Below are 19528 nucleotides of genomic sequence, written 5' to 3' on the forward strand. Positions count from 1 at the left end.
TCAATATTGATCAAATACACATAAATCGGACTTTTATGAATGAGTCACCCCTTACCGTTTAATGTTATAAATCACTAAAAGTTATTTTTATGTAAGGGACTGTTGCGCATTATGAACCTTATAACTATTCACCCTTTGTATTTTTATTGTCTAAAATACGCTTATTTTTCAATTGAACTATAGAAAACACGTGGCGCACTATTCCAAACCCATTTTTTAATAACAGGTGAAACGGCTACAGTATTATATTTTTGAAACAGAAAAGCATAAGGCCCTTTTTGCATAAGTTGACGCTGCAAATCAGCATATCGTTGTGCTCGTTTTTCTAAATCCTTTTCAAATAGAGCGTCTTCAACTTGCTGATTCATATTTGTATCAAAATATCCTTGTTGCCAACTAGGATATGCTGTATTTTTAGCCTCAAAACGATTGTCGGGGTTATAAATAATGCGCAAAGCCATTGTGTGAGGATCTGCAGACTCATTAACCCATCCTAAAAAAGCTGTATCAAAAGCACGTGCAGAAACTTTTGAAAACAATTGTGCTCCCGCCACACGTTCAATTTTAAGGTGCACACCCACCTTTTCTGCATTATCTTGGATAGACTGAGCAACCGGTAAAGCATAAGGAGCCCCTCCTACAATGACATGCGCCTCAAATCCATTTGGATAACCTGCATCGATTAAAAGCTGTTTAGCTTTTTGAAGATCAAGTTTGAAAGGTAGTCCTTCTTTTTCATCCAAAGCACCAAAAACGCCGATAGGTACAAAACTAGAACGTGGAATGCCAATACCTTTCAAAACTGTTTTACCAAGATTATCATAGTCAATAAGATAGCGCATGGCCAAACGTACTTTTTCATTAGCAAAAATAGGGTTTGTCATATTAAAACCCCAATACATCATAGCTGGCTGTAATATTCTTTCAATTCTGACATCTGTTGTTTTCTCAAGATCCTCCAAAGCCTCAGGTGTTAAGTCACGTGCTACATCAATATCGTTTTTTTGCAATAATAAGCGTTGCGTACCAGATTCAGAAACATGACGAATTAGAACTTGTTTAAGTTTAGGTGCTTCCCCCCAATAATTGGAATGAGAACGTAGTAAAATAGCTTCTCCAGGACGCCAACTGATCAACTGATAAGGCCCAACACAAGCAGCATGAGTTGCTAAATAGCGGTTTCCCATATCATTATCTTTTTCGTGTTTCATAATCGTTTCACGATCAAGCAACATAGCAACACGATTAGCAGCAACATTATTAAGAATAAGCTCCGCTGGATAAGGTTTATCAAATTTCATTACTACAGTTTTCTCATCCGGCGCGTAAATAGCAGAATCAACTGTTTGCGCTGTAATGCCATATTCATTAAGTGTTGCCGCATTAGCCATATTCAACTGAATAACACGCTTCATACTCCAAACAAGATCACCAGCACTCGCAGGCCGGACATCAGCAAACTTTAAATTATCACGCAAATGAAAAGTAATCACCGTATTATGATCACTTGTAACATCCCAACTTTTTGCTAAATGTGGAATCATTTTGGTTGCATCATTTGGATCAGTATCAACCAAACTATCACATATGTTGTGAATAACTTCACTGCTGTAAGAATCATTGACTTGAGCAGGATCAAATGCACTAATCGCATCAAGATTCCAAGCCATTACGAGTGTATCAGCAGGTGTTTTTGCTGACACTTGTTGCAACAGCATGCCTACAGCCATAAGAGCAGAAACAAAAGAACAGCTCGCCTTTAATATCTTCTTTTTCATATTCATAGATCTTTCCCTTAAACTCTTATTTTAAAATTAGTCATTTTAGCTGAGTAAGTTTATATCAGTAAAAACTGAATAAATATAATGCAAGCATTCTTTTAGATGGTCATTTCCTTCTTTATGCACTGAATTTATTTCTCAATTACATTTGAAAACATACAGCCATATTACTTTTACTCATTTTTTAACAATAGATACAACGGTTGCGACATTGTGATTTTAAAATGGGCTATAAAAGTCTGCTCTATAAATTCACACTTAAAAATAAATATCTCGTTTTTTCTATTCTTGTAAATTCTTCTCAAACAATACTTTTTTAACATAGTGGTTTATATTTGCACCAAAATACCATTTTCTCACAACCGATATAAGCCATAATTTCAACTTAAACTAGTTATCATAGTTATCGACAATGCGTGAAATTATTATATAAAATCTGCAAAGCAACTTCTCCCACATCATGAACCTTTATCAAAAGCATATGCGCAAGCCTCTAAAAATAATCATATTATTAAAATACATTTAATTTTAAAAGTGCAGGTCTACTTCTGTTGTGTTATCTTGGAATAAAATTGGGTAATCAGTAAAATCAAAAGAATATTCCCGCATACTATTTACCTTTAAATATACCCAAATAATTTGCTCCAATATTTCAATTTTCTTTATATTTTAGCAGTTAAACGCTGGATTTTGATTTAAAATAGAGAAGATGAAATCTGTTAAATTAAAGTATTTTCCACTTAATAAGCATACAATAAAACCTCTATTTAAAGCGTCAATATATTATATAATCAATCTCTATATAACTCACGTTATCTTTAATACCTTCCTCCCAGATATGTATTTTAGTTTGTCATGATCGTTTATAATCAAAAAACAAATAGGTTATAAAATAAATCTTCGCAGTTTCACCGACAAAAACACCCTTCAAGATGATCATTAACTATGCCTACTGCCTGCATAAAAGCATAACAAGTAGTGGGACCAACAAATGTCCAACCACGTTTTTTCAAATCTGTAGAAAGACGAATAGAAGCAGCTGTTACAGGATTGTCCTGCCACATTTGAAAATCTATCTTTTCAGGACGCTCAGATGGTGGTGGTTGAAAAGACCAAAAATAGTGGGATAAACTGCCCTGCTCTGCTATAATTTTTTGTGCCCTAAAAGCATTATTAACCACCGATCGGATTTTCCCACGATGGCGAACAATGCCTTTATTTTGCATTAATATTTCAATTTTGGCTTCATTATAATGAACGATCTTTTCAAAATCAAAGTTATCAAAAGCACTGCGAAAATGGGCGATTTTTTTCAAAATTGTTAACCAAGAAAGCCCTGCCTGAAAACCTTCAAGACAAATTTTTTCAAATAAACGCAGATCATCAAAAACGGGTTTTCCCCATTCATGATCATGATAAGCGCAATAAAGTGGATCAGTTCCTGCCCAAAAACAACGAACTTTTCCATCCACCCCCATCAAAAGTCCTTCATTGAGTACAGAATCTACCGTATCAGAAGAGTGTTCCTTGATCATCTTTTTGCTGCTTTATCCGTTTGTTTTTTGAAGCACAATTAAGTGTTGAAACGTTAATTTCACCATCAAAAAAACGTAAACTCATCTGACCTGTTTTAGGCAACTGCACTAATCGTTTAACCGGCTTATTATCTTGACCCAATGCCAAAACAAAACCCCGTTCTAAAATATTTTGATAAGAAGTGCTTTTTAAAAGCCTAAATGCCATCTCTACCTGAGCACGTTGTTTTTCAACATTGCGTAAAAAAGCACGACGAAGATGTACCGTATATCCTTTTACATTGTATCGTGCTTTTTCACTATTTAACAAACGCGGAGAAAACCGAACACTAAGAGCACGAAAGTAAAAAAGTTTTTTCTCGTAGCTTATACAAAGAGCTCGTTGTAACCGGCTTGAAATTTCATCAAAACCACGACGTGGTAAAGCGAGTAATTGGTCAGCAGTAAGCAAACCTCGTGAAATAGCACGCAATTTTTGTTGATGAAAACTAAAATAACGCGTCAATCCCGCACGAAGACGTGCACCAAGTGACGCTAATTGTACTTCAAGATCAATTTTAACAGGAACAGCTCTTTCTGCTGCTCCCGTAGGAGTTGGTGCCCGCCAATCAGCAGCATAATCAATTAAAGTCCAGTCTGTCTCATGCCCAACTGCAGAAATAACAGGAATAGTCGATGCATGAACAGCACGAACGACCGCCTCATCATTAAACCCCCATAAATCTTCTAAACTCCCTCCCCCGCGTGCTACAATAATAAGATCAGGCTTCAACAAAACACCACCTAAAGGTAAGGCGTTAAACCCCTCAATAGCACAAGCTACTTCTCGACCACTCGTTTCTCCCTGAACTCTTACAGGCCAAACCAAAATATGCAAAGGAAAACGATCTGATATACGGTGAATAATATCGTGAATAACGGCTCCTGTCGGTGATGTCACAACCCCTATAATTTGAGGCATATAAGGCAGTGGCTTCTTTTTTGCTTCATCAAACAAGCCTTCATCTGCAAGCTTTTTCTTACGATTTTCCAAAAGTGTCATTAAAGCACCAACCCCTGTTGGCTCAAGAGCATCAATGACTATTTGATATTTTGATGAACCTGGATAAGTAGTAAGTTTGCCTACAGCGATCACTTCCATTCCTTCTTCAGGAGGGAATTTAAGCTTTTCCATTAAGCTTCGCCAAATAACAGCCTCTAACCGAGCTTTATCATCTTTTAAGGCAAAATATGCGTGACCTGAAGCATGAACACCACGATAACCAGATATCTCACCCCGTACCCGTATATAAGCAAATTTGTCCTCAATAATGCGTTTTAAAGCACTTGATATTTCAGAAACACTAAATTCTGCTACATTTGTTGCCATCGGTTGTGGACTAAATAAATCCATTGTATTTTTCAACTCTCTTAACCTTAAAAACACTCAACTCAAACTGTAACATAAATACATCTTTATGAAGATGAATAGTATCTCTATAAAGCGGAATCTCTTGAAACATATTCTATGCACAACATATTAACGCTTCCACAATAATATTATTGAGAAATGCTCACCATTATCCAAGAGGTGAAAATTACTGGTAAAAATTGTCAATTAAACATGAAAACAGTTCAAAAAAACAGCTCAAATATTACACTAATATTTAAGGATGTAAAATTTGAGAGCAAAACCTAAAAAACAAAGAGCAAACAAATAACGATAAAATCCGTCTTCCTCCCCCGTTATGTGTATATCATTTGCACTACATACATAGTTTAGTATATTTGAAGTCACGTCAAAATGAAAAATAGAAAAAAATCACACAATTCTCTTCATTCATTTCTTGGTGGTACACCAGGGCGTATTGCTGTAAAACTGCTTATCCTTTCATTTTTCACTGGAATCGCGATAAACATCCTAGGGTGGACACCTATTGACCTTATTTGGGAAATAATAGACTTCCTTCAATCTCTATGGGAAACAGGATTTATGACTTTTGTAAACCTCTTCCATGTGACCTTAGCTGGTGCAGTAATTGTTATGCCTGTTTTTCTTTTTTTACGCATCTTCCGTAGAAAATAAAGCGCTTTAAGACTCTCTCTTAAAAACAAATTTTCATAAAAGCTCTGTAGTGACAAGAAAAAAGATCTTAGAGTTTTTTTAAAAAAAGCGCACATCAAGAAGCTTTAACTAAACGACTAGGTAATTGAGTATTAAAAAGGCTTTCCTTTTTGAAAAGCCTTACAGAATTTTATTATTAAGAAATGTCTCACAGCTTTTATTGGTAAAGAGCTAAAACCACTTTGTTAAGGTGAGTTCAATTGACTACTTTCTAGAAAATTGCGTTCTCTTAATGCACCAAATGTTTAATTTTCTTCACATGTCATATGAGCAAGATGATGCACAACAGAACTAATTGATTGTGCACGAGGAACACATTGCTTCATGACAGTTTCTTGTGAATTTTTCTTTTCATGAAGAAGCTTTTGAACAAGTTTTTCTATCTGCTCCAAACGTTCAAAAAGCTTTTTTTGCGCTTGATCACGTGCAGAATGCTCAGCTAAAATTGCCCGACTAATCGTATCTAAATAAGATTTAATATTATTATCTACAAAGCCCTGCATAATTAATTGATTGGGCACTTTTTTTATCTGCATTTGTGTGTAAACGTAGCGCAACTTAGTAGCAATATCGGACATAGTTATCTCGGCATGCTTTTTTGTTTTCTGCTTTTGTTCAACAACAAAAGTAGAAAATTGATTATGTGCAACCGGGTTTATAACATGACGTTTCATATTCACAGATGCATCCCTTTTCATCTTTTTCAAGAAATCATACTTATAATAGAGAGTGTGGCTCATTTTAGTAAATAGAGCTTTAAAACGGTAAGAGAAATTGAAAATAATAATATAAGAACAAAGTTAACTAACAAAAATTAATGGAAATGTTACTAATTTTCACCCTATTCAATTTCAACACAACACCTAACTGACCTGTTCTTACCATTGACCAAAGGCTTATATCTTTATAGCAATATAGAAATGGTTTTTTAAAACCAACTGTTGGCATCAATCTTAAATGATTTGGTTTCTTGTGGTTATTATTATAAAATAGTGACTATATAAATTAAAGAGGATCATTATGAAAGTAATTGTCGCTGTCAAACGTGTTGTTGATTATAATATCAAAATACGTGTTAAACCCGATGGCACAGGTGTTGATCTATCCCATGTAAAAATGTCTATGAACCCTTTTGATGAAATCGCTGTAGAAGAAGCTATCCGGCAAAAAGAAGCCGGTAAAATTTCAGAAGTTGTTCTTGTTTCAATTGGGCCAGAAGCAGCACAAGAGACCTTACGAGCAGGACTTGCAATGGGTGCTGACCGCGCCATTCTTGTCAAAACTGAAGAAGTGCTTGAGCCTTTAGCAATCGCTAAAACTCTTAAAACAATTATTCTTGAAGAAAAACCAACTATGGTTTTTTTAGGCAAACAAGCAATTGATGACGAAAGTAATCAAACTGGTCAAATGTTAGCAGCTCTGCTTGGTTGGGGGCAAGCAACATTTGCCTCACATCTAAACATAGAAAACCATCAAGCTATTATTACTCGCGAAGTAGATGGTGGTACGCAAACCATTTGCTTACCTCTTCCCGTTGTTATGACTACTGATCTACGATTAAATGAGCCGCGTTATATTTCTCTTCCTAATATTATAAAAGCTAAAAAGAAACCTATTGAACAAAAGGCGCTTGCTGATTTATGCGTAGATACGCGAGCACGTTTAACAGTGCTTAACATTGAAGAGCCTCAATCCCGTCAAGCAGGAATTAAAGTAGAAAATGTAGCAGAGCTTGTTAGTGCGCTCAAAAAAACAAATTGTATTTAAAATACGATAATAGATATATCAAAAGTAACAATGCATAAAAAGGCAATAACTTATGGCAATTCTCTTATTGGCCGAACATAATAATCATTCTTTATCAGAAGAAACTGCAAAAGCACTCACCGCTGCTCATTTAATTGGTGATGATGTTGATATTTTAGTCTGTGGAACAAAGGTTCAAGCGATTGCAGAAAATAGTGCCCAACTGGCTGGTGTTCGGCAAGTACTTGTTGCTGAAGCTGATTATCTAGCGCATCAATTAGCTGAACCTGTAGCAGCAACGATTATCGAGCTTGCTAATAACTATGATGTAATCATGGCAGCTTCCACAAGTATTGGTAAAAGTGTAATGCCGCGCGTAGCTGCTTTTCTTGACCTTATGCAAATTTCAGACATTATTGGTGTTGTCTCACCTGATACCTTTAAACGACCAATTTACGCAGGCAATGCCATTGAAACTGTGCGTGCAAATGACCGCCAAAAGGTTATAACGGTGCGTACAGCCTCTTTCACTCCAACTCTTCAAGGAAATTTAGCTCCCATTAAAACAATAACACCAGCTCCTAACCCAAACCTTTCTTCTTTCGTAACAGAAGAAGCTAACAAAAGTGATCGCCCCAACCTTACATCAGCACAAATTATTGTAGCAGGTGGACGTGGATTTGGCTCACAAGAGAAATTTATGGAATTACTTCTACCGCTCGCAAACAAACTAGGAGCTGCGGTGGGTGCTAGCCGTGCAGCAGTTGATGCAGGTTATGCCCCAAATGATTGGCAAATTGGACAAACAGGAAAAATCGTTGCTCCTCAACTCTATATTGCTATAGGCATCTCTGGTGCCATTCAGCATCTAGCAGGAATAATGGATGCACAAATCATTGTGGCTATTAATAAAGACGAAGAAGCCCCTATCATGCATATTGCTGATTATGCCCTGGTAGGTGATCTTCACCATATCATTCCTGAGTTAGAGAAAGCTTTATTATGAATGTACCTACACATCACCAACGTGAAAGTATGGAATTTGATGTAGTAATTGTAGGAGCAGGACCTGCAGGCCTTTCTGCCGCAATTCGTTTAAAACAAAACAACCCCAAGCTTTCTATTGTAATTCTCGAAAAAAGCTCAGAAATCGGTGCTCACATTCTATCAGGTGCAGTGGTTGATCCTATCGGCATAAATACACTTTTACCAGAATGGCAAAATGAACAAAATCATCCTTTCAAAACACCTGTCACTAGCGATCAATTTTTTCTACTGAAGCAAACAAGCACTAAAGTATTACCTAATATTTTTCTCCCAAAAATCTTATCAAATGATGGTTGTTATATCGTTTCACTGGGGAATGTTTGCCGTTGGTTAAGTAAAAAAGCCGAAGCGCTTGGCGTTGAAATTTATCCCGGATTTGCCATATCTCAGGTTCTTTATAATGATAAAGGAGCTGTTATTGGTGTTCTCACAGGTGATATGGGCATTGAAAAAGAAGGAACACCTGGAAAAAATTATATTCCTGGCATGGCTTTACTAGCAAAATATACCCTCATTGCTGAAGGAGCGCGTGGCTCAATTGCTAAACAACTTATACAAAAATTCGATCTTAGCAAGAACCGTGAACCACAAAAATTTGGTCTGGGTCTTAAAGAACTTTGGAAAATTGACTCCTCAAAACATAAGCCTGGTTTAGTTCAGCATTTCATCGGCTGGCCATTGGATAACAACACTGGGGGTGGAGGTTTTCTTTATCATCAAGAAGACAATTTGATTTCTGTTGGCCTTGTTGTACACTTGGATTATAAAAATCCTTATCTCTCTCCTTTTGAAGAATTTCAACGTTTCAAAACACACCCCAAACTGTATGAACTTTTAAAGGGTGCAAAGCGCCTTGCTTATGGTGCACGTGTCATCAGCGAAGGTGGCTGGCAATCTGTACCAAAACTCACCTTTCCTGGTGGTGCACTCATTGGATGTTCTGCTGGTTTTGTTAATGTACCTCGTATAAAAGGCTCACATAATGCCATATTATCCGGTATACTAGCGGCTGACAAAATAGCTGATGCCCTTGCTCAAGACCGTGCCCATGATGAAGTCAAAGAGATCGAAGATCATTGGCGCAAAGGTCCTATCGGAAAAGATCTTTATATAGCACGTAACACCAAGCCTCTCTGGGCAAAATATGGTACAAAATACGGAATTAAGCTTGCTGTATTTGATATATGGTGGCAACAGATTTTTGGCTTTTCTTTATTTAGAACACTCTCTCATGGAAAACCAGACTATGCATATTTGGAACCAGCAGAAAAATTTCAACCTATAGCTTATTCCAAGCCAGATGGTATTGTGACTTTTGATTGCCTTTCCAGTGTAGCACTTTCCAATACGCATCATACGGAAAATCAACCTTGCCATTTAAAAATAGCCTCACTGGAAAAACATAAGAACTCTGAATATGCAATCTATGGGGGGCCTTCTACACGCTATTGCCCTGCTTGTGTCTATGAATGGCTAGACCATAATGATCATAAAATTTATATCATTAACGCCTCAAACTGCATCCATTGTAAAACATGTGATATTAAAGACCCTAACCAAAATATCAATTGGACTTGTCCGCAAGGAAGTGAAGGACCTTTTTACCCAAATATGTAATGAGTGCCTTATTATCTTTTTCCGAAAAAAAATTAAAACCCCCATATTCTAATAAAAATACAATTTATTCAGGTAAAAATCTTGATCTATACCACTGATACATACGCTTATAAAAGCACATCTGACCTTACCCCTTAACCCACCTTCCAACCAACAGGACTTTTCTCTTATTAGAAAATGAAGCATAGTCCTATTGATGGTCACGTTAAAAAATATAGCGCAATAGGATAATTCGTAATTATTTTATTATGCTGCAAATGAATGATCAAAAAATTGAAAATAGAGTAGAAAACGGCGCATTATTTTATAATATTGACAGATTTTTTAAATTTTTGGTTATTTGCAGAAGTGTATAGAAAAATTCGTACAATGACTAAAAATAAATATTTGTAATAAAATTTTGCAATGCATTTTCTATTCTAGCATTGTTGTATGGAATTGATTTTGTATCTTAAATTGGCATTTTGAAAGAGACACAATATATTAATATTACACTGAAATTTTGTAACTTTTAACGAAGGAAATACTAAGGTGATTGACGTGAATATTTTTTCTCTTTATTGCTGCATTATCTAACATCTGTATAGAGAGGAAAGAGTGTGGTCCCTGTCACACGCGAAGCTATTCGTGAAGAACTGCGTAAAGTTAAAGGACCAAATTTTGAAAGCGATATTGTATCGCTTGGGTTGCTTTCAGAAATATTCATTACAGGTGGTAAGGTTTTCTTTTCCATTACGGTTCCCCGTGAACACGCACAAGAATTAGAACCATTACGCCGCGCTGCTGAAAAAGTAGTGTGTGCTATGGATGGAGTTGAAGCAGTTGTTGTCACGCTTACGGAAGAAAAACAATCGCCAACACTTTCTCAAACAGACAAAAATGCAGCTTTTTCTATGCAGAAGCGCAAAGCAAATACATTGCCTATAAAAATGCCGATAGAAAATGTACGGCATATCATTGCTGTTGCTTCTGGAAAGGGAGGAGTTGGTAAATCCACAATGGCAATAAATATTGCTTTGGCTTTACAGGATGCTGGTTTTAAAACGGGGTTGATGGATGCAGATATCTATGGCCCGTCTTTGCCACGTTTGACAGGGCTTGTAAATCAAAAACCACAATTGGTTGATGGCAAAAAAATTCAACCTCTTGAAAAATTTGGCCTGAAATTAATGTCAATGGGCTTTTTAGTTGAAGAGGAAAAACCAATCGTGTGGCGTGGTCCTATGGTGATGGCAGCTGTAACTCAATTATTAAGAGATGTTTTATGGGGGCCTCTCGATGTTTTGGTAGTTGATATGCCACCTGGAACAGGGGATGCACAATTAACACTAGCTCAACAAGTGCCGTTAACGGGTGCGCTGATTGTTTCTACTCCGCAAGATCTTGCGTTAGTTGATGCACGCAAAGCTGTAGAAATGTTTACAAAAGTCAAAGTCAGCATTCTGGGGCTTATTGAAAATATGAGCTACTTTATTGCGCCTGATACAGGAAAACGCTATGATATTTTTGGCCATGGTACTGTGCGTGCAGAAGCAGAAAGCCGAGATATTCCTTTTTTGGCAGAAGTGCCACTCGATGCAACTTTCCGATTTTCTTCAGATGGTGGAGTGCCAATTTTTGTTACTGAACCAGAAGGTAGGCATGCCAATCTTTACCGTGCAATTGTTCATCAGATAAAGGGAAGATTTTCTTAATTTCATTGTTTTCTTGAGTAAAGTCTCACCTAAGGTAAAGTAATCTTAAAATATAAGGGAGTGTTTTAATGGTAACTATGATGCGTGAACGCCTGATTGTGGGGTTAGACGTTCCGGATATTAAACAAGCAGAAAAATTGATCATGCAATTGGATGATTGTGTCAGCTGGTATAAAATCGGTTATCAGTTGTTTTTTTCTGGTGGAATGGAATTAGCTAAAGATCTTATTCAAGCGCAAAAAAAAGTGTTTTTCGATATGAAATTGTTAGATATCGATCATACCGTTGCTAGAGCTGTGGAAAATATTGCAAAATTAGGTGTTTCAATGCTGACGATTCATGCATATCCAACAGCAATGAAAGCAGCTGTTGCAGCGGCTAAAGGAAGTGATTTATGTTTGCTGGGGGTAACAGTCTTAACATCAATGGATGAGGCCGATTTAAAAAATGCTGGTTATAAAGACACTCCCCCAAAATTAGTGCTTAAAAGAGCTGAGCAAGCACGAAAAGCAGGGATGGGTGGTATTGTTGCTTCAGCACTTGAAGCACAAGCTTTGCGAGGAGTTATTGGAACTGATATGGCATTAGTAACGCCGGGGATTCGCCCTCAGGGAAGCGATAAGAATGACCAAAAACGGGTTATGACACCAAGAAAAGCTTTAGATTCTGGCGCAAGCCATCTTGTTGTGGCGCGGCCTATTATTCAAGCTGTTGATCCTTTGGCTGCAACAAAGAAAATTTTGGCAGAAATGTCTGACGATTGTTCATAAGATTACTGCTAAAGTTTTGTAGAGAAAGTATTGGATATGCAAAAGAGTGTGAGTGAAAAAGTATATTTTATAGGTTCTCATGCCTTTTGTGCACCAGTTATAGAACCAGCGCTTTATTTAGTGGCAACACCTATCGGAAATCTTGCAGATATAACTATTCGTGCTTTACAAGTTCTTGCACAAGTCGACATTTTAGCTTGTGAGGATACGCGGGTAACACGTGTTTTGTTAGAACACTACGGTATTCAGAAAAAAACATTTCTTTATCATGAGCATAACGCACAAAAAGCAGGAGTAAAATTATTAGAAGCTTTGGCAGAAAATAAAACAGTGGCCCTTGTATCAGACGCTGGAACACCGCTTATTTCTGATCCAGGATTCAAATTAGTAAAAGAGGCGCGTAAAGCTGGTTACAAAATCATTCCAATTCCCGGTGCATCAGCTCTTTTAGCTTCTATTGTAACAACGGGGTTTCCTACAGATAGTTTTTTCTTTGCAGGTTTTTTGAGTGCGAAGAAAACGCAGCGCCAAAAGCGGCTGGAACAATTAAAATCGATACCTACGACCTTAGTGTTTTATGAATCACCTCATCGTCTTATAGAGACTTTGCAAGATATGGTTACTATTTTCACAGCTGACCGGTCAGCTGCAATATGCCGTGAATTAACAAAAAAATTTGAAACTATAGATGTCTCCAATTTAGGAAACTTAGTTGAAAAGTATGGAAAACAAGCTCGTATTCGTGGAGAAATTGTTATACTCGTTGGAGAAGCAACTGCATCTTTAGAGAAAATGAGTACTCAAGAAATTGATGCGATGTTACTAGAATTGCTTAAGATATATCCTGCAGCAAAGGCAGCTGCTTTAGTTGCAAAAAAAACAGGCTTGAAAAAACAAGAACTCTTCCAACGATCAACCCTTTTAAAAGGAGGGTGAGATTTATGCAAAAAAAGCATAAAAAAAAATTCTTTTATAAAGGTATTCGAGCGGAAAAATGGGCAGCTTGGTGGTTGCGTTTGAAAGGATTTCATATTGCTGAAATGCGTTTTAAAACAAAATGTGGGGAAATTGATTTAATTGCGCGGCGTGGAAATCTTGTTTTAATTGTTGAGGTGAAAGCACGTTCAACATTAACTGAAGCAATGACTGCAGTTTGTCAGGTAAATGAAAAACGCATCGTATCGGCAGCTAATGTTTGGTTAGCACGACAAAAAGATTACTCTCTTTTATGTGTACGTTTTGACTTTATCGCAATTCTACCGTGGCGTTGGCCATGTCATATTCCAGCATTTATTGAGTCTCATAGCTAAAATCTTCTATGCTGTTTTTCATATCAATCAAAAATATTTCTTTTTCGTATGCCTCTGTATTATATGAATGCTTCATAGTTTCATTGCTATAAAGAGCGAATAGATTAAGCTTAAAATATTTTAGATTGATTATTCTCATATATTCTATGTGTTGCTTCTTTTTAACAGACTATTCTTTTATTAACCAAATGGTGCAATGGAGCTAAAATAACTTTACTTACATTGCGGGTAGCCTGCTGAAGTCTTTAAGAATATTTATTACTAACTATTCGTGAATCAATAACAGTAAAGTATGTTAAGAATCCACTTTAAATTGTGAAAATGAGGAACGGAATGAAAATTGGCTTTTTGGGAACGGGTACAATTAGCGCTGCAATGATTGATGGCTTAATAGCTAGCGCTTTTGAAGTGCATTCAATTATTGTTTCACCACGCAATACACAAATAGCAAAACGCCTTTCTCATGACTATGATAAGGTCATGATTGCTGAAAATAATCAAGCATTGCTAGACAGTAGCAATTGTGTTTTCCTTTGTCTGCGCAGCCAAGTTGCTGAAGAGATATTACGCCCTCTTCGTTTTTATCCAGAACAACTTGTTGTTTCTGTACTTGCAATGGCTAGAGCAGCAGATGTTGAGAAATGGATAAATCATAAAGTTTATCGCGCTATGCCTCTTCCTTTTGTAGCAGAATGCAAAAATTTAACACCAATCTATCCCGACCATCCATTTTTACGTGGCATGTTTGACAAATTAGGTGGCACATTGGCGCTTAAAAGCGAAGATCAGTTTAACCTTTTCATGACAGCTGGATCACTTATGGGGGTGTATTTTAATTTTATAGAAACAGCACATCAATGGTTGGTAACACAAGGAATAGAAAAATCTCAGTCAGCAGATTTTCTTAGCATGATGTTTGGGAATCTTGCTAATGAAATGCGCAAAATGACAAAGACTCACTATTCAACACCTGTTGACTTTGGTCTCCTTGAGAGGGAATTTTCAACCAAGGGAGGGACAAATGAACTTTTATCAAATTGTTTTTCTAACCAAGGCGGGCGAGCTGCTTTAATAACAGCCCTCGAAACTACTTTGCAAAAAATTGATGCTTTATCCACAGGTCAAAAAAATGCTTGAATAATATTTTTTAGTCTGATAGCGTACAAAAAGTGATAGGTCATATTACATATCTGACAGACATGATGTCGTTCTATCATTAGCTATAAAATAGCATGTCCCTTTTTTATTTTTTTCGTTATAGGGACGAGATTATGGGTTCAAGTTTACTTACTAATAGATCTGCGATGACTGCATTGCAGACACTTCGTGCTATTGATTCTAACTTAGATAAATCAAGAGATCGTATTTCAACAGGTTTGCGTATTAACAATGCTGGTGATAACACAGCTTATTGGTCCATTTCATCAATGATGAAGCATGACCATAATACAATGGGCGCTGTTGTTGATGCCATTAATTTGGGTAAAGAACAGATAAGCATTGCTGCTACAGCTGTTGACCTAACCAAAGAAGCGCTTGATGATATCCAAAAGTCAATGATTACTGTTAATGAAAAAGGCGAAGTTGATATTGCTAAGCTTCAAGATTCAATGAAAGGAAATATGACGAATATTTCGAATGCGGTTCAGTCTGCTTCGTTTGCTGGCAAAAACATCCTTTCCAATGGCGGTCAAGCTGTTAGCATAGCTTCTGGTTATCGTCGTGAAGGTGCAGCTGTCTATGTTGATATGATTGAAGTCGGTGGTGCAGAACTAAATTTTGGTGTTATGGGTGAAGATGGCACCATTGATATGACCCAGGGTATTCTCCAGAACATTTTCGGGGAAGGTACAGAAGCAGAAGCAGTAAAAAGAGAAGAGGTCCCAAAACTTTCTGACGCTATTGAAACGTTAAATGGTGCATGGGAAGAGTATAAAGAAAAACTAGACGCTGTTATGGCTGCGCAAGTTGCTTTAGCTACTAACCCTAGCGATGAGGATTTGCAGTCAACGTTAAGTGACGCTCAAGGCGAGCTGGAAGATGCACAAAGCGATTGGGATGACGCAAAAGGTGAGTTTAAAAAGTCGACTGATAAAGTTAGCTTAGCTGAATTCATTGCACTGTCTGATTTTAATGCTATCCCTGCAGAAGGGCAAAAGATTCTTCTGGGTAGCCTTCAGAATACAGTGCGTGCTGCTGTTGATCTAACTTTGACTGCGGGTGCTAAGATTGGTTCTGCAGTTAACTTGGTGAATACCCAGCTCGAGTTTGTTAAAAGATTGATGGACAATGTTGAAGCAGGGATTGGTTCAATGGTTGATGCTGACATGAATGCAGAATCTGCGAAATTGTCTGCTTTGCAAGTTCAGCAACAGCTTGGTGTTCAGGCTCTTTCTATTGCAAACCAAGGTAGTCAAAACATTTTATTATTGTTCCGTAATTAATTCCATAGAGTTTTTACGTGAAAAAGGCTGCGCATCCGCGTGGCCTTTTTTATTAACTAATCGAATGATAAATATATTGCTTAAGTCAATAAACTTCTTGCACCTTTTAAAAATACGAAAAAATAATCTAAGATTGACTTTTTTATGCTTTTCCTTATAGGGTAGCATTTACCTTAGAATTATCTGATAGAATAAGATTATTCATCGAGCATATTATTTGCTATAGAACTAAGAAGGGCCGCATACAACGGTATTTGAATAAATGAAACGTACTTATCAACCCTCTAAACTTGTTCGTAAACGCCGCCATGGATTCCGTGCCCGTATGGCAACAGCTAGTGGGCGTAAAATCATTTCAGCTCGGCGTAATCGCGGACGGAAGCGGTTATCTGCTTGATTCTTTGAATTTTTATAACAGACTGAATGTCGTTAGTTATTTTTTCGTTATAAACCTTTGGTGCCTGTCTTTTATATAAAAGGCAGGCATTTAGTAAAGCTACGAAACGTCTTTCATGAAGCAAAAACCCCCCTGCCGCATTCGTAAAAGAGCAGATTTTTTGGCTGTACGCACAGGAGAAAAACGACGTGGTCCTTTATTTCTACTTGAAATTAAATCCCGTGAACAAACAGCAGAAATAAAACATCCTCTTGTTGCACGTGTAGGCTTTACTGTAACGCGTAAAAATGGCAATGCCGTCAAACGTAATCGCATTAAAAGGCGTCTACGTGAAGCAGTTCGAGTTGGACTAAAAGATAACATAGAAGCAGGAACTGATTATGTCATTGTTGCTCATCCCGATGCACTGCACGCACCGTTTTCATCTCTGATTAATGAATTAAACCGACGAATAAAGCCAAAATTAAAAACCAGCAACGGCAATAGGATAAGTACAAATGGAATATAATCGTAATTTTTTTATCGCTATTGGATTGTCTCTTATTATTTTTGTTGCATGGCATTTTTTTTATGTTGCTCCCCAACAAGCAAAACTACAAGAAATGCAAATGGCACAGCAATTGTCAAAACAAAGTTCAGAAATTCCCTCAACTGATATGCATTTCTCTAATGCTGATCAAACAAGTGGATCGGGATCTATATCTGATCGCCCTATGACACCTGAAAATCGTAGTGCAGAATTGGCCAAAACAAACCGTATTGCAATTAAAACTGATGAATTGGAAGGTTCCATTAATCTTGTTGGTGCACAATTTGATGACCTTTTCCTTAGAAAATATCGCTTAACTGTAGATAAGGGATCACCGGAAATTGCTTTGCTCAATCCCAATGGATTTAATACAACCTATCTTGCTGAATTTGGTTTTACGAGTTCATCTCTACCAGCAACAGCGTTGCCACAATCTCATACACAGTGGCAAATAGAAGGTAAAAATACAACTCTAACCCCTTCAACACCTGTCACTTTAATCTACAACAATGGACAAGGACAAATTTTCCGTCGTACTCTCTCGATTGACAATCATTACATGTTCACCATTGAAGATTCTATCAAAAATGAAAGTGACAATCCTATATATCTTTCGCCTTATGCCCGAGTTGCACGTGCCGCTCCACCAGAGCATACAAATGCAACTTATTTGCTCCATGAGGGTATGATTGGTATCGCGGGTGATTCACTCAAAACAGAAACATATAAAAATCTAGAAGAGCTCAACCCAAACCCTGAAAATGGTCAGAAAAGTATGATCTTCTCCAAAGTTACAGGAGGTTGGATTGGTATTACCGATAAATATTGGGCTGTAGTGGTTATTCCCCCACAAGATCAAGAATATACAAGTCGTTTTATTTATTTTAATCAACTAAATACCCACTATCAATCCGACTTACAAAGTTCTCTTTTAACAGTTGCCCCCAATGAAACAAAAACTATTACAAATCATCTTTTTGCGGGTGCAAAACAAGTTGAGATCATTAACCGTTATCAAAACCAATTAAAGATTAGGAAATTTGGTCTTTTAATTGATTGGGGTTGGTTTGATTTCATCACCAAACCAATGTTCGCTCTTATTGATATTTTTTATAAGCAAACAGGAAATTTTGGTATTGCCATTCTTCTTGTTACAGTGCTCTTGAAAGTACTTCTATTCCCACTTGCTAACAAATCTTATAAATCTATGGCGCGCATGAAATTAGTGCAACCAATGATGCAAGAAATAAAAGAAAAATATGCAGATGACCGAGTTAAACAGCAACAAGCAGTGATAGAGCTGTACAAAACCCAAAAAATCAATCCCCTTGCGGGCTGCTGGCCAATGCTAGTTCAATTTCCAATATTTTTTGCTCTTTATAAAGTTCTTTATATCACCATTGAAATGCGACATGCACCTTTCTTTGGCTGGATTCAAGATTTGGCTGCGCCTGATCCCACGTCTATTTTTAACCTATTTGGTTTATTACCCTATGAAGTGCCAACATTTCTTATCCTTGGTGCGTGGCCTTTAATCATGGGAATAACAATGTTTCTGCAGATGCAGATGAACCCAACTCCCCCAGACCCAACACAAGCTATGATTTTCACATGGATGCCTGTCATTTTTACCTTTATGTTAGCTTCCTTCCCTGCTGGTCTTGTTATTTATTGGGCATGGAATAATACATTGTCAATTATTCAGCAAGGCATCATGATGAAACGTCAAGGAGTGAAAATTGAGCTTTTTGATAATCTTAAAGCCATGTTCCATAAGAAATCTAAAAAAGAAGGACATAAATGACAAAACGTCCTACAACTTCTGGGATTTTTTTTCGCAATTGGATTTTCATTCGCAGTGTGCCTACAATACAATGTCTTCCACCTGAAGGACCCCCAGAAATTGCATTTGTAGGACGCTCTAACGTTGGAAAATCTTCCCTAATCAATGCACTAGTGCAGCAAAAAGGTTTAGCACGCACTTCAAATACACCAGGACGTACTCAGGAACTTAATTACTTTATACCTGAAAACTTAAGTGATCAGAAAGAAGACTTTCCCCCTATAGCACTTGTCGATATGCCGGGTTATGGTTTTGCCAAAGCTCCCCCAAGTTGTGTTGAAGCGTGGACACGTCTGATCTTTGATTATTTGCGGGGTCGTACAACGCTCAAACGTGCTTACGTTTTAATTGACTCACGTCATGGAATAAAAAAAAATGATACAGATGTCTTAGATCTTCTGGATAAAGCAGCAGTTTCTTATCAAATTGTTTTAACAAAAAGTGATAAAATCAAACCAAATGCACTTGAAACCTTAGTAACTGCTACAAAAAAAAATATTTTAAAACATCCAGCTGCTTACCCAGAGCTGCTAATCACCTCTTCACAAAAAGCTTTGGGGTTAGAAGAGTTGCGTGCAGCTATCTTGCAAGCAGTTACGCAATAAGATGATATCTTCATTAAGAGATTATTAAACATAACTGTTAGCAATTACTAATGATCTTGTTCTTTCAACAAAGCACCTTTATAAAAATCTTGTTATCTTAAATATC

Annotated in this window: 18 protein-coding genes; 14 read left to right on the forward strand and 4 right to left on the reverse strand. The window is 37.1% G+C overall.

The genetic code is table 11. The features are described 5' to 3' along the window. Window positions 1–161: 161 nt before the first annotated feature. The 3 genes from GGR10_RS05005 to xseA form a co-directional block, all read right to left on the reverse strand. Window positions 162–1784, reverse strand: coding sequence for an ABC transporter substrate-binding protein (locus GGR10_RS05005; RefSeq protein ID WP_182480198.1), 1623 nt, complete (start codon window positions 1782–1784; stop codon window positions 162–164). A 905-nt stretch (window positions 1785–2689) separates the two neighbouring features. After that, on the reverse strand, window positions 2690–3316 hold the full coding sequence (locus GGR10_RS05010) for a DNA-3-methyladenine glycosylase I (protein ID WP_182480199.1): 627 nt from the start codon (window positions 3314–3316) through the stop codon (window positions 2690–2692). Continuing rightward, window positions 3294–4709: an exodeoxyribonuclease VII large subunit gene (xseA, locus tag GGR10_RS05015; RefSeq protein ID WP_182480224.1), complete on the reverse strand. Its 1416-nt coding sequence runs from the start codon at window positions 4707–4709 to the stop codon at window positions 3294–3296. Before xseA ends, GGR10_RS05010 begins: the two co-directional genes overlap by 23 nt. Window positions 4710–5099: 390 nt before the next feature. Between xseA and GGR10_RS05020 the strand changes: the two genes are divergently transcribed. Further along, window positions 5100–5381, forward strand: a complete 282-nt coding sequence (locus tag GGR10_RS05020; RefSeq protein WP_010704092.1) for a DUF6460 domain-containing protein — start codon at window positions 5100–5102, stop codon at window positions 5379–5381. A gap of 284 nt (window positions 5382–5665) precedes the next feature. On the opposite strand, the gene GGR10_RS05025 is transcribed toward GGR10_RS05020, so the two are convergent. Next, window positions 5666–6094 (reverse strand): hypothetical protein, encoded by a 429-nt coding sequence (locus tag GGR10_RS05025; RefSeq protein ID WP_182480200.1) that lies wholly within the window; start codon window positions 6092–6094, stop codon window positions 5666–5668. Window positions 6095–6440: 346 nt separating this feature from the next. Between GGR10_RS05025 and GGR10_RS05030 the strand changes: the two genes are divergently transcribed. From GGR10_RS05030 to yihA, 13 genes are all read left to right on the forward strand, one after another. Then, window positions 6441–7187 carry an electron transfer flavoprotein subunit beta/FixA family protein gene (locus GGR10_RS05030; RefSeq protein ID WP_182480201.1) on the forward strand — a complete coding sequence of 249 codons (747 nt, stop codon included), beginning with the start codon at window positions 6441–6443 and terminating at the stop codon, window positions 7185–7187. Between the two features lie 52 nt (window positions 7188–7239). After that, window positions 7240–8172, forward strand: coding sequence for an electron transfer flavoprotein subunit alpha/FixB family protein (locus GGR10_RS05035; protein ID WP_182480202.1), 933 nt, complete (start codon window positions 7240–7242; stop codon window positions 8170–8172). Then, a complete protein-coding gene (locus GGR10_RS05040) occupies window positions 8169–9830 on the forward strand; it encodes an electron transfer flavoprotein-ubiquinone oxidoreductase (protein ID WP_182480203.1) in 1662 nt (553 codons plus the stop codon). The genes GGR10_RS05035 and GGR10_RS05040 overlap by 4 nt, the downstream gene beginning before the upstream one ends. A 599-nt stretch (window positions 9831–10429) precedes the next feature. Continuing rightward, window positions 10430–11524, forward strand: coding sequence for an Mrp/NBP35 family ATP-binding protein (locus GGR10_RS05045; RefSeq protein WP_182480204.1), 1095 nt, complete (start codon window positions 10430–10432; stop codon window positions 11522–11524). 68 nt (window positions 11525–11592) lie between these two features. Continuing rightward, window positions 11593–12294, forward strand: coding sequence for an orotidine-5'-phosphate decarboxylase (pyrF, locus tag GGR10_RS05050; RefSeq protein ID WP_182480205.1), 702 nt, complete (start codon window positions 11593–11595; stop codon window positions 12292–12294). Between the two features lie 48 nt (window positions 12295–12342). Beyond that, window positions 12343–13230 carry a 16S rRNA (cytidine(1402)-2'-O)-methyltransferase gene (gene rsmI / locus GGR10_RS05055; RefSeq protein WP_182480206.1) on the forward strand — a complete coding sequence of 296 codons (888 nt, stop codon included), beginning with the start codon at window positions 12343–12345 and terminating at the stop codon, window positions 13228–13230. A gap of 5 nt (window positions 13231–13235) precedes the next feature. Next, on the forward strand, window positions 13236–13604 hold the full coding sequence (locus tag GGR10_RS05060; protein ID WP_182480207.1) for a YraN family protein: 369 nt from the start codon (window positions 13236–13238) through the stop codon (window positions 13602–13604). A 333-nt stretch (window positions 13605–13937) separates the two neighbouring features. Next, on the forward strand, window positions 13938–14741 hold the full coding sequence (locus tag GGR10_RS05065) for a pyrroline-5-carboxylate reductase (RefSeq protein ID WP_182480208.1): 804 nt from the start codon (window positions 13938–13940) through the stop codon (window positions 14739–14741). 134 nt (window positions 14742–14875) lie between these two features. Beyond that, complete coding sequence (locus GGR10_RS06960; RefSeq protein WP_182480209.1) at window positions 14876–16048, forward strand: flagellin N-terminal helical domain-containing protein; 1173 nt, start codon at window positions 14876–14878, stop codon at window positions 16046–16048. Window positions 16049–16310: 262 nt separating this feature from the next. Further along, a complete protein-coding gene (rpmH, locus tag GGR10_RS05075; RefSeq protein WP_007476702.1) occupies window positions 16311–16445 on the forward strand; it encodes a 50S ribosomal protein L34 in 135 nt (44 codons plus the stop codon). A 115-nt stretch (window positions 16446–16560) separates the two neighbouring features. Next, window positions 16561–16953, forward strand: a complete 393-nt coding sequence (gene rnpA / locus GGR10_RS05080) for a ribonuclease P protein component (RefSeq protein WP_182480210.1) — start codon at window positions 16561–16563, stop codon at window positions 16951–16953. After that, window positions 16943–18778 carry a membrane protein insertase YidC gene (gene yidC / locus GGR10_RS05085; protein WP_182480211.1) on the forward strand — a complete coding sequence of 612 codons (1836 nt, stop codon included), beginning with the start codon at window positions 16943–16945 and terminating at the stop codon, window positions 18776–18778. The genes rnpA and yidC overlap by 11 nt, the downstream gene beginning before the upstream one ends. Beyond that, window positions 18775–19422 carry a ribosome biogenesis GTP-binding protein YihA/YsxC gene (gene yihA / locus GGR10_RS05090; protein WP_010704104.1) on the forward strand — a complete coding sequence of 216 codons (648 nt, stop codon included), beginning with the start codon at window positions 18775–18777 and terminating at the stop codon, window positions 19420–19422. Before yidC ends, yihA begins: the two co-directional genes overlap by 4 nt. Window positions 19423–19528: the final 106 nt, after the last annotated feature.

This window comes from Bartonella chomelii (assembly GCF_014138465.1).
In the GTDB taxonomy this organism is placed as follows: Bacteria; Pseudomonadota; Alphaproteobacteria; order Rhizobiales; family Rhizobiaceae; genus Bartonella; species Bartonella schoenbuchensis.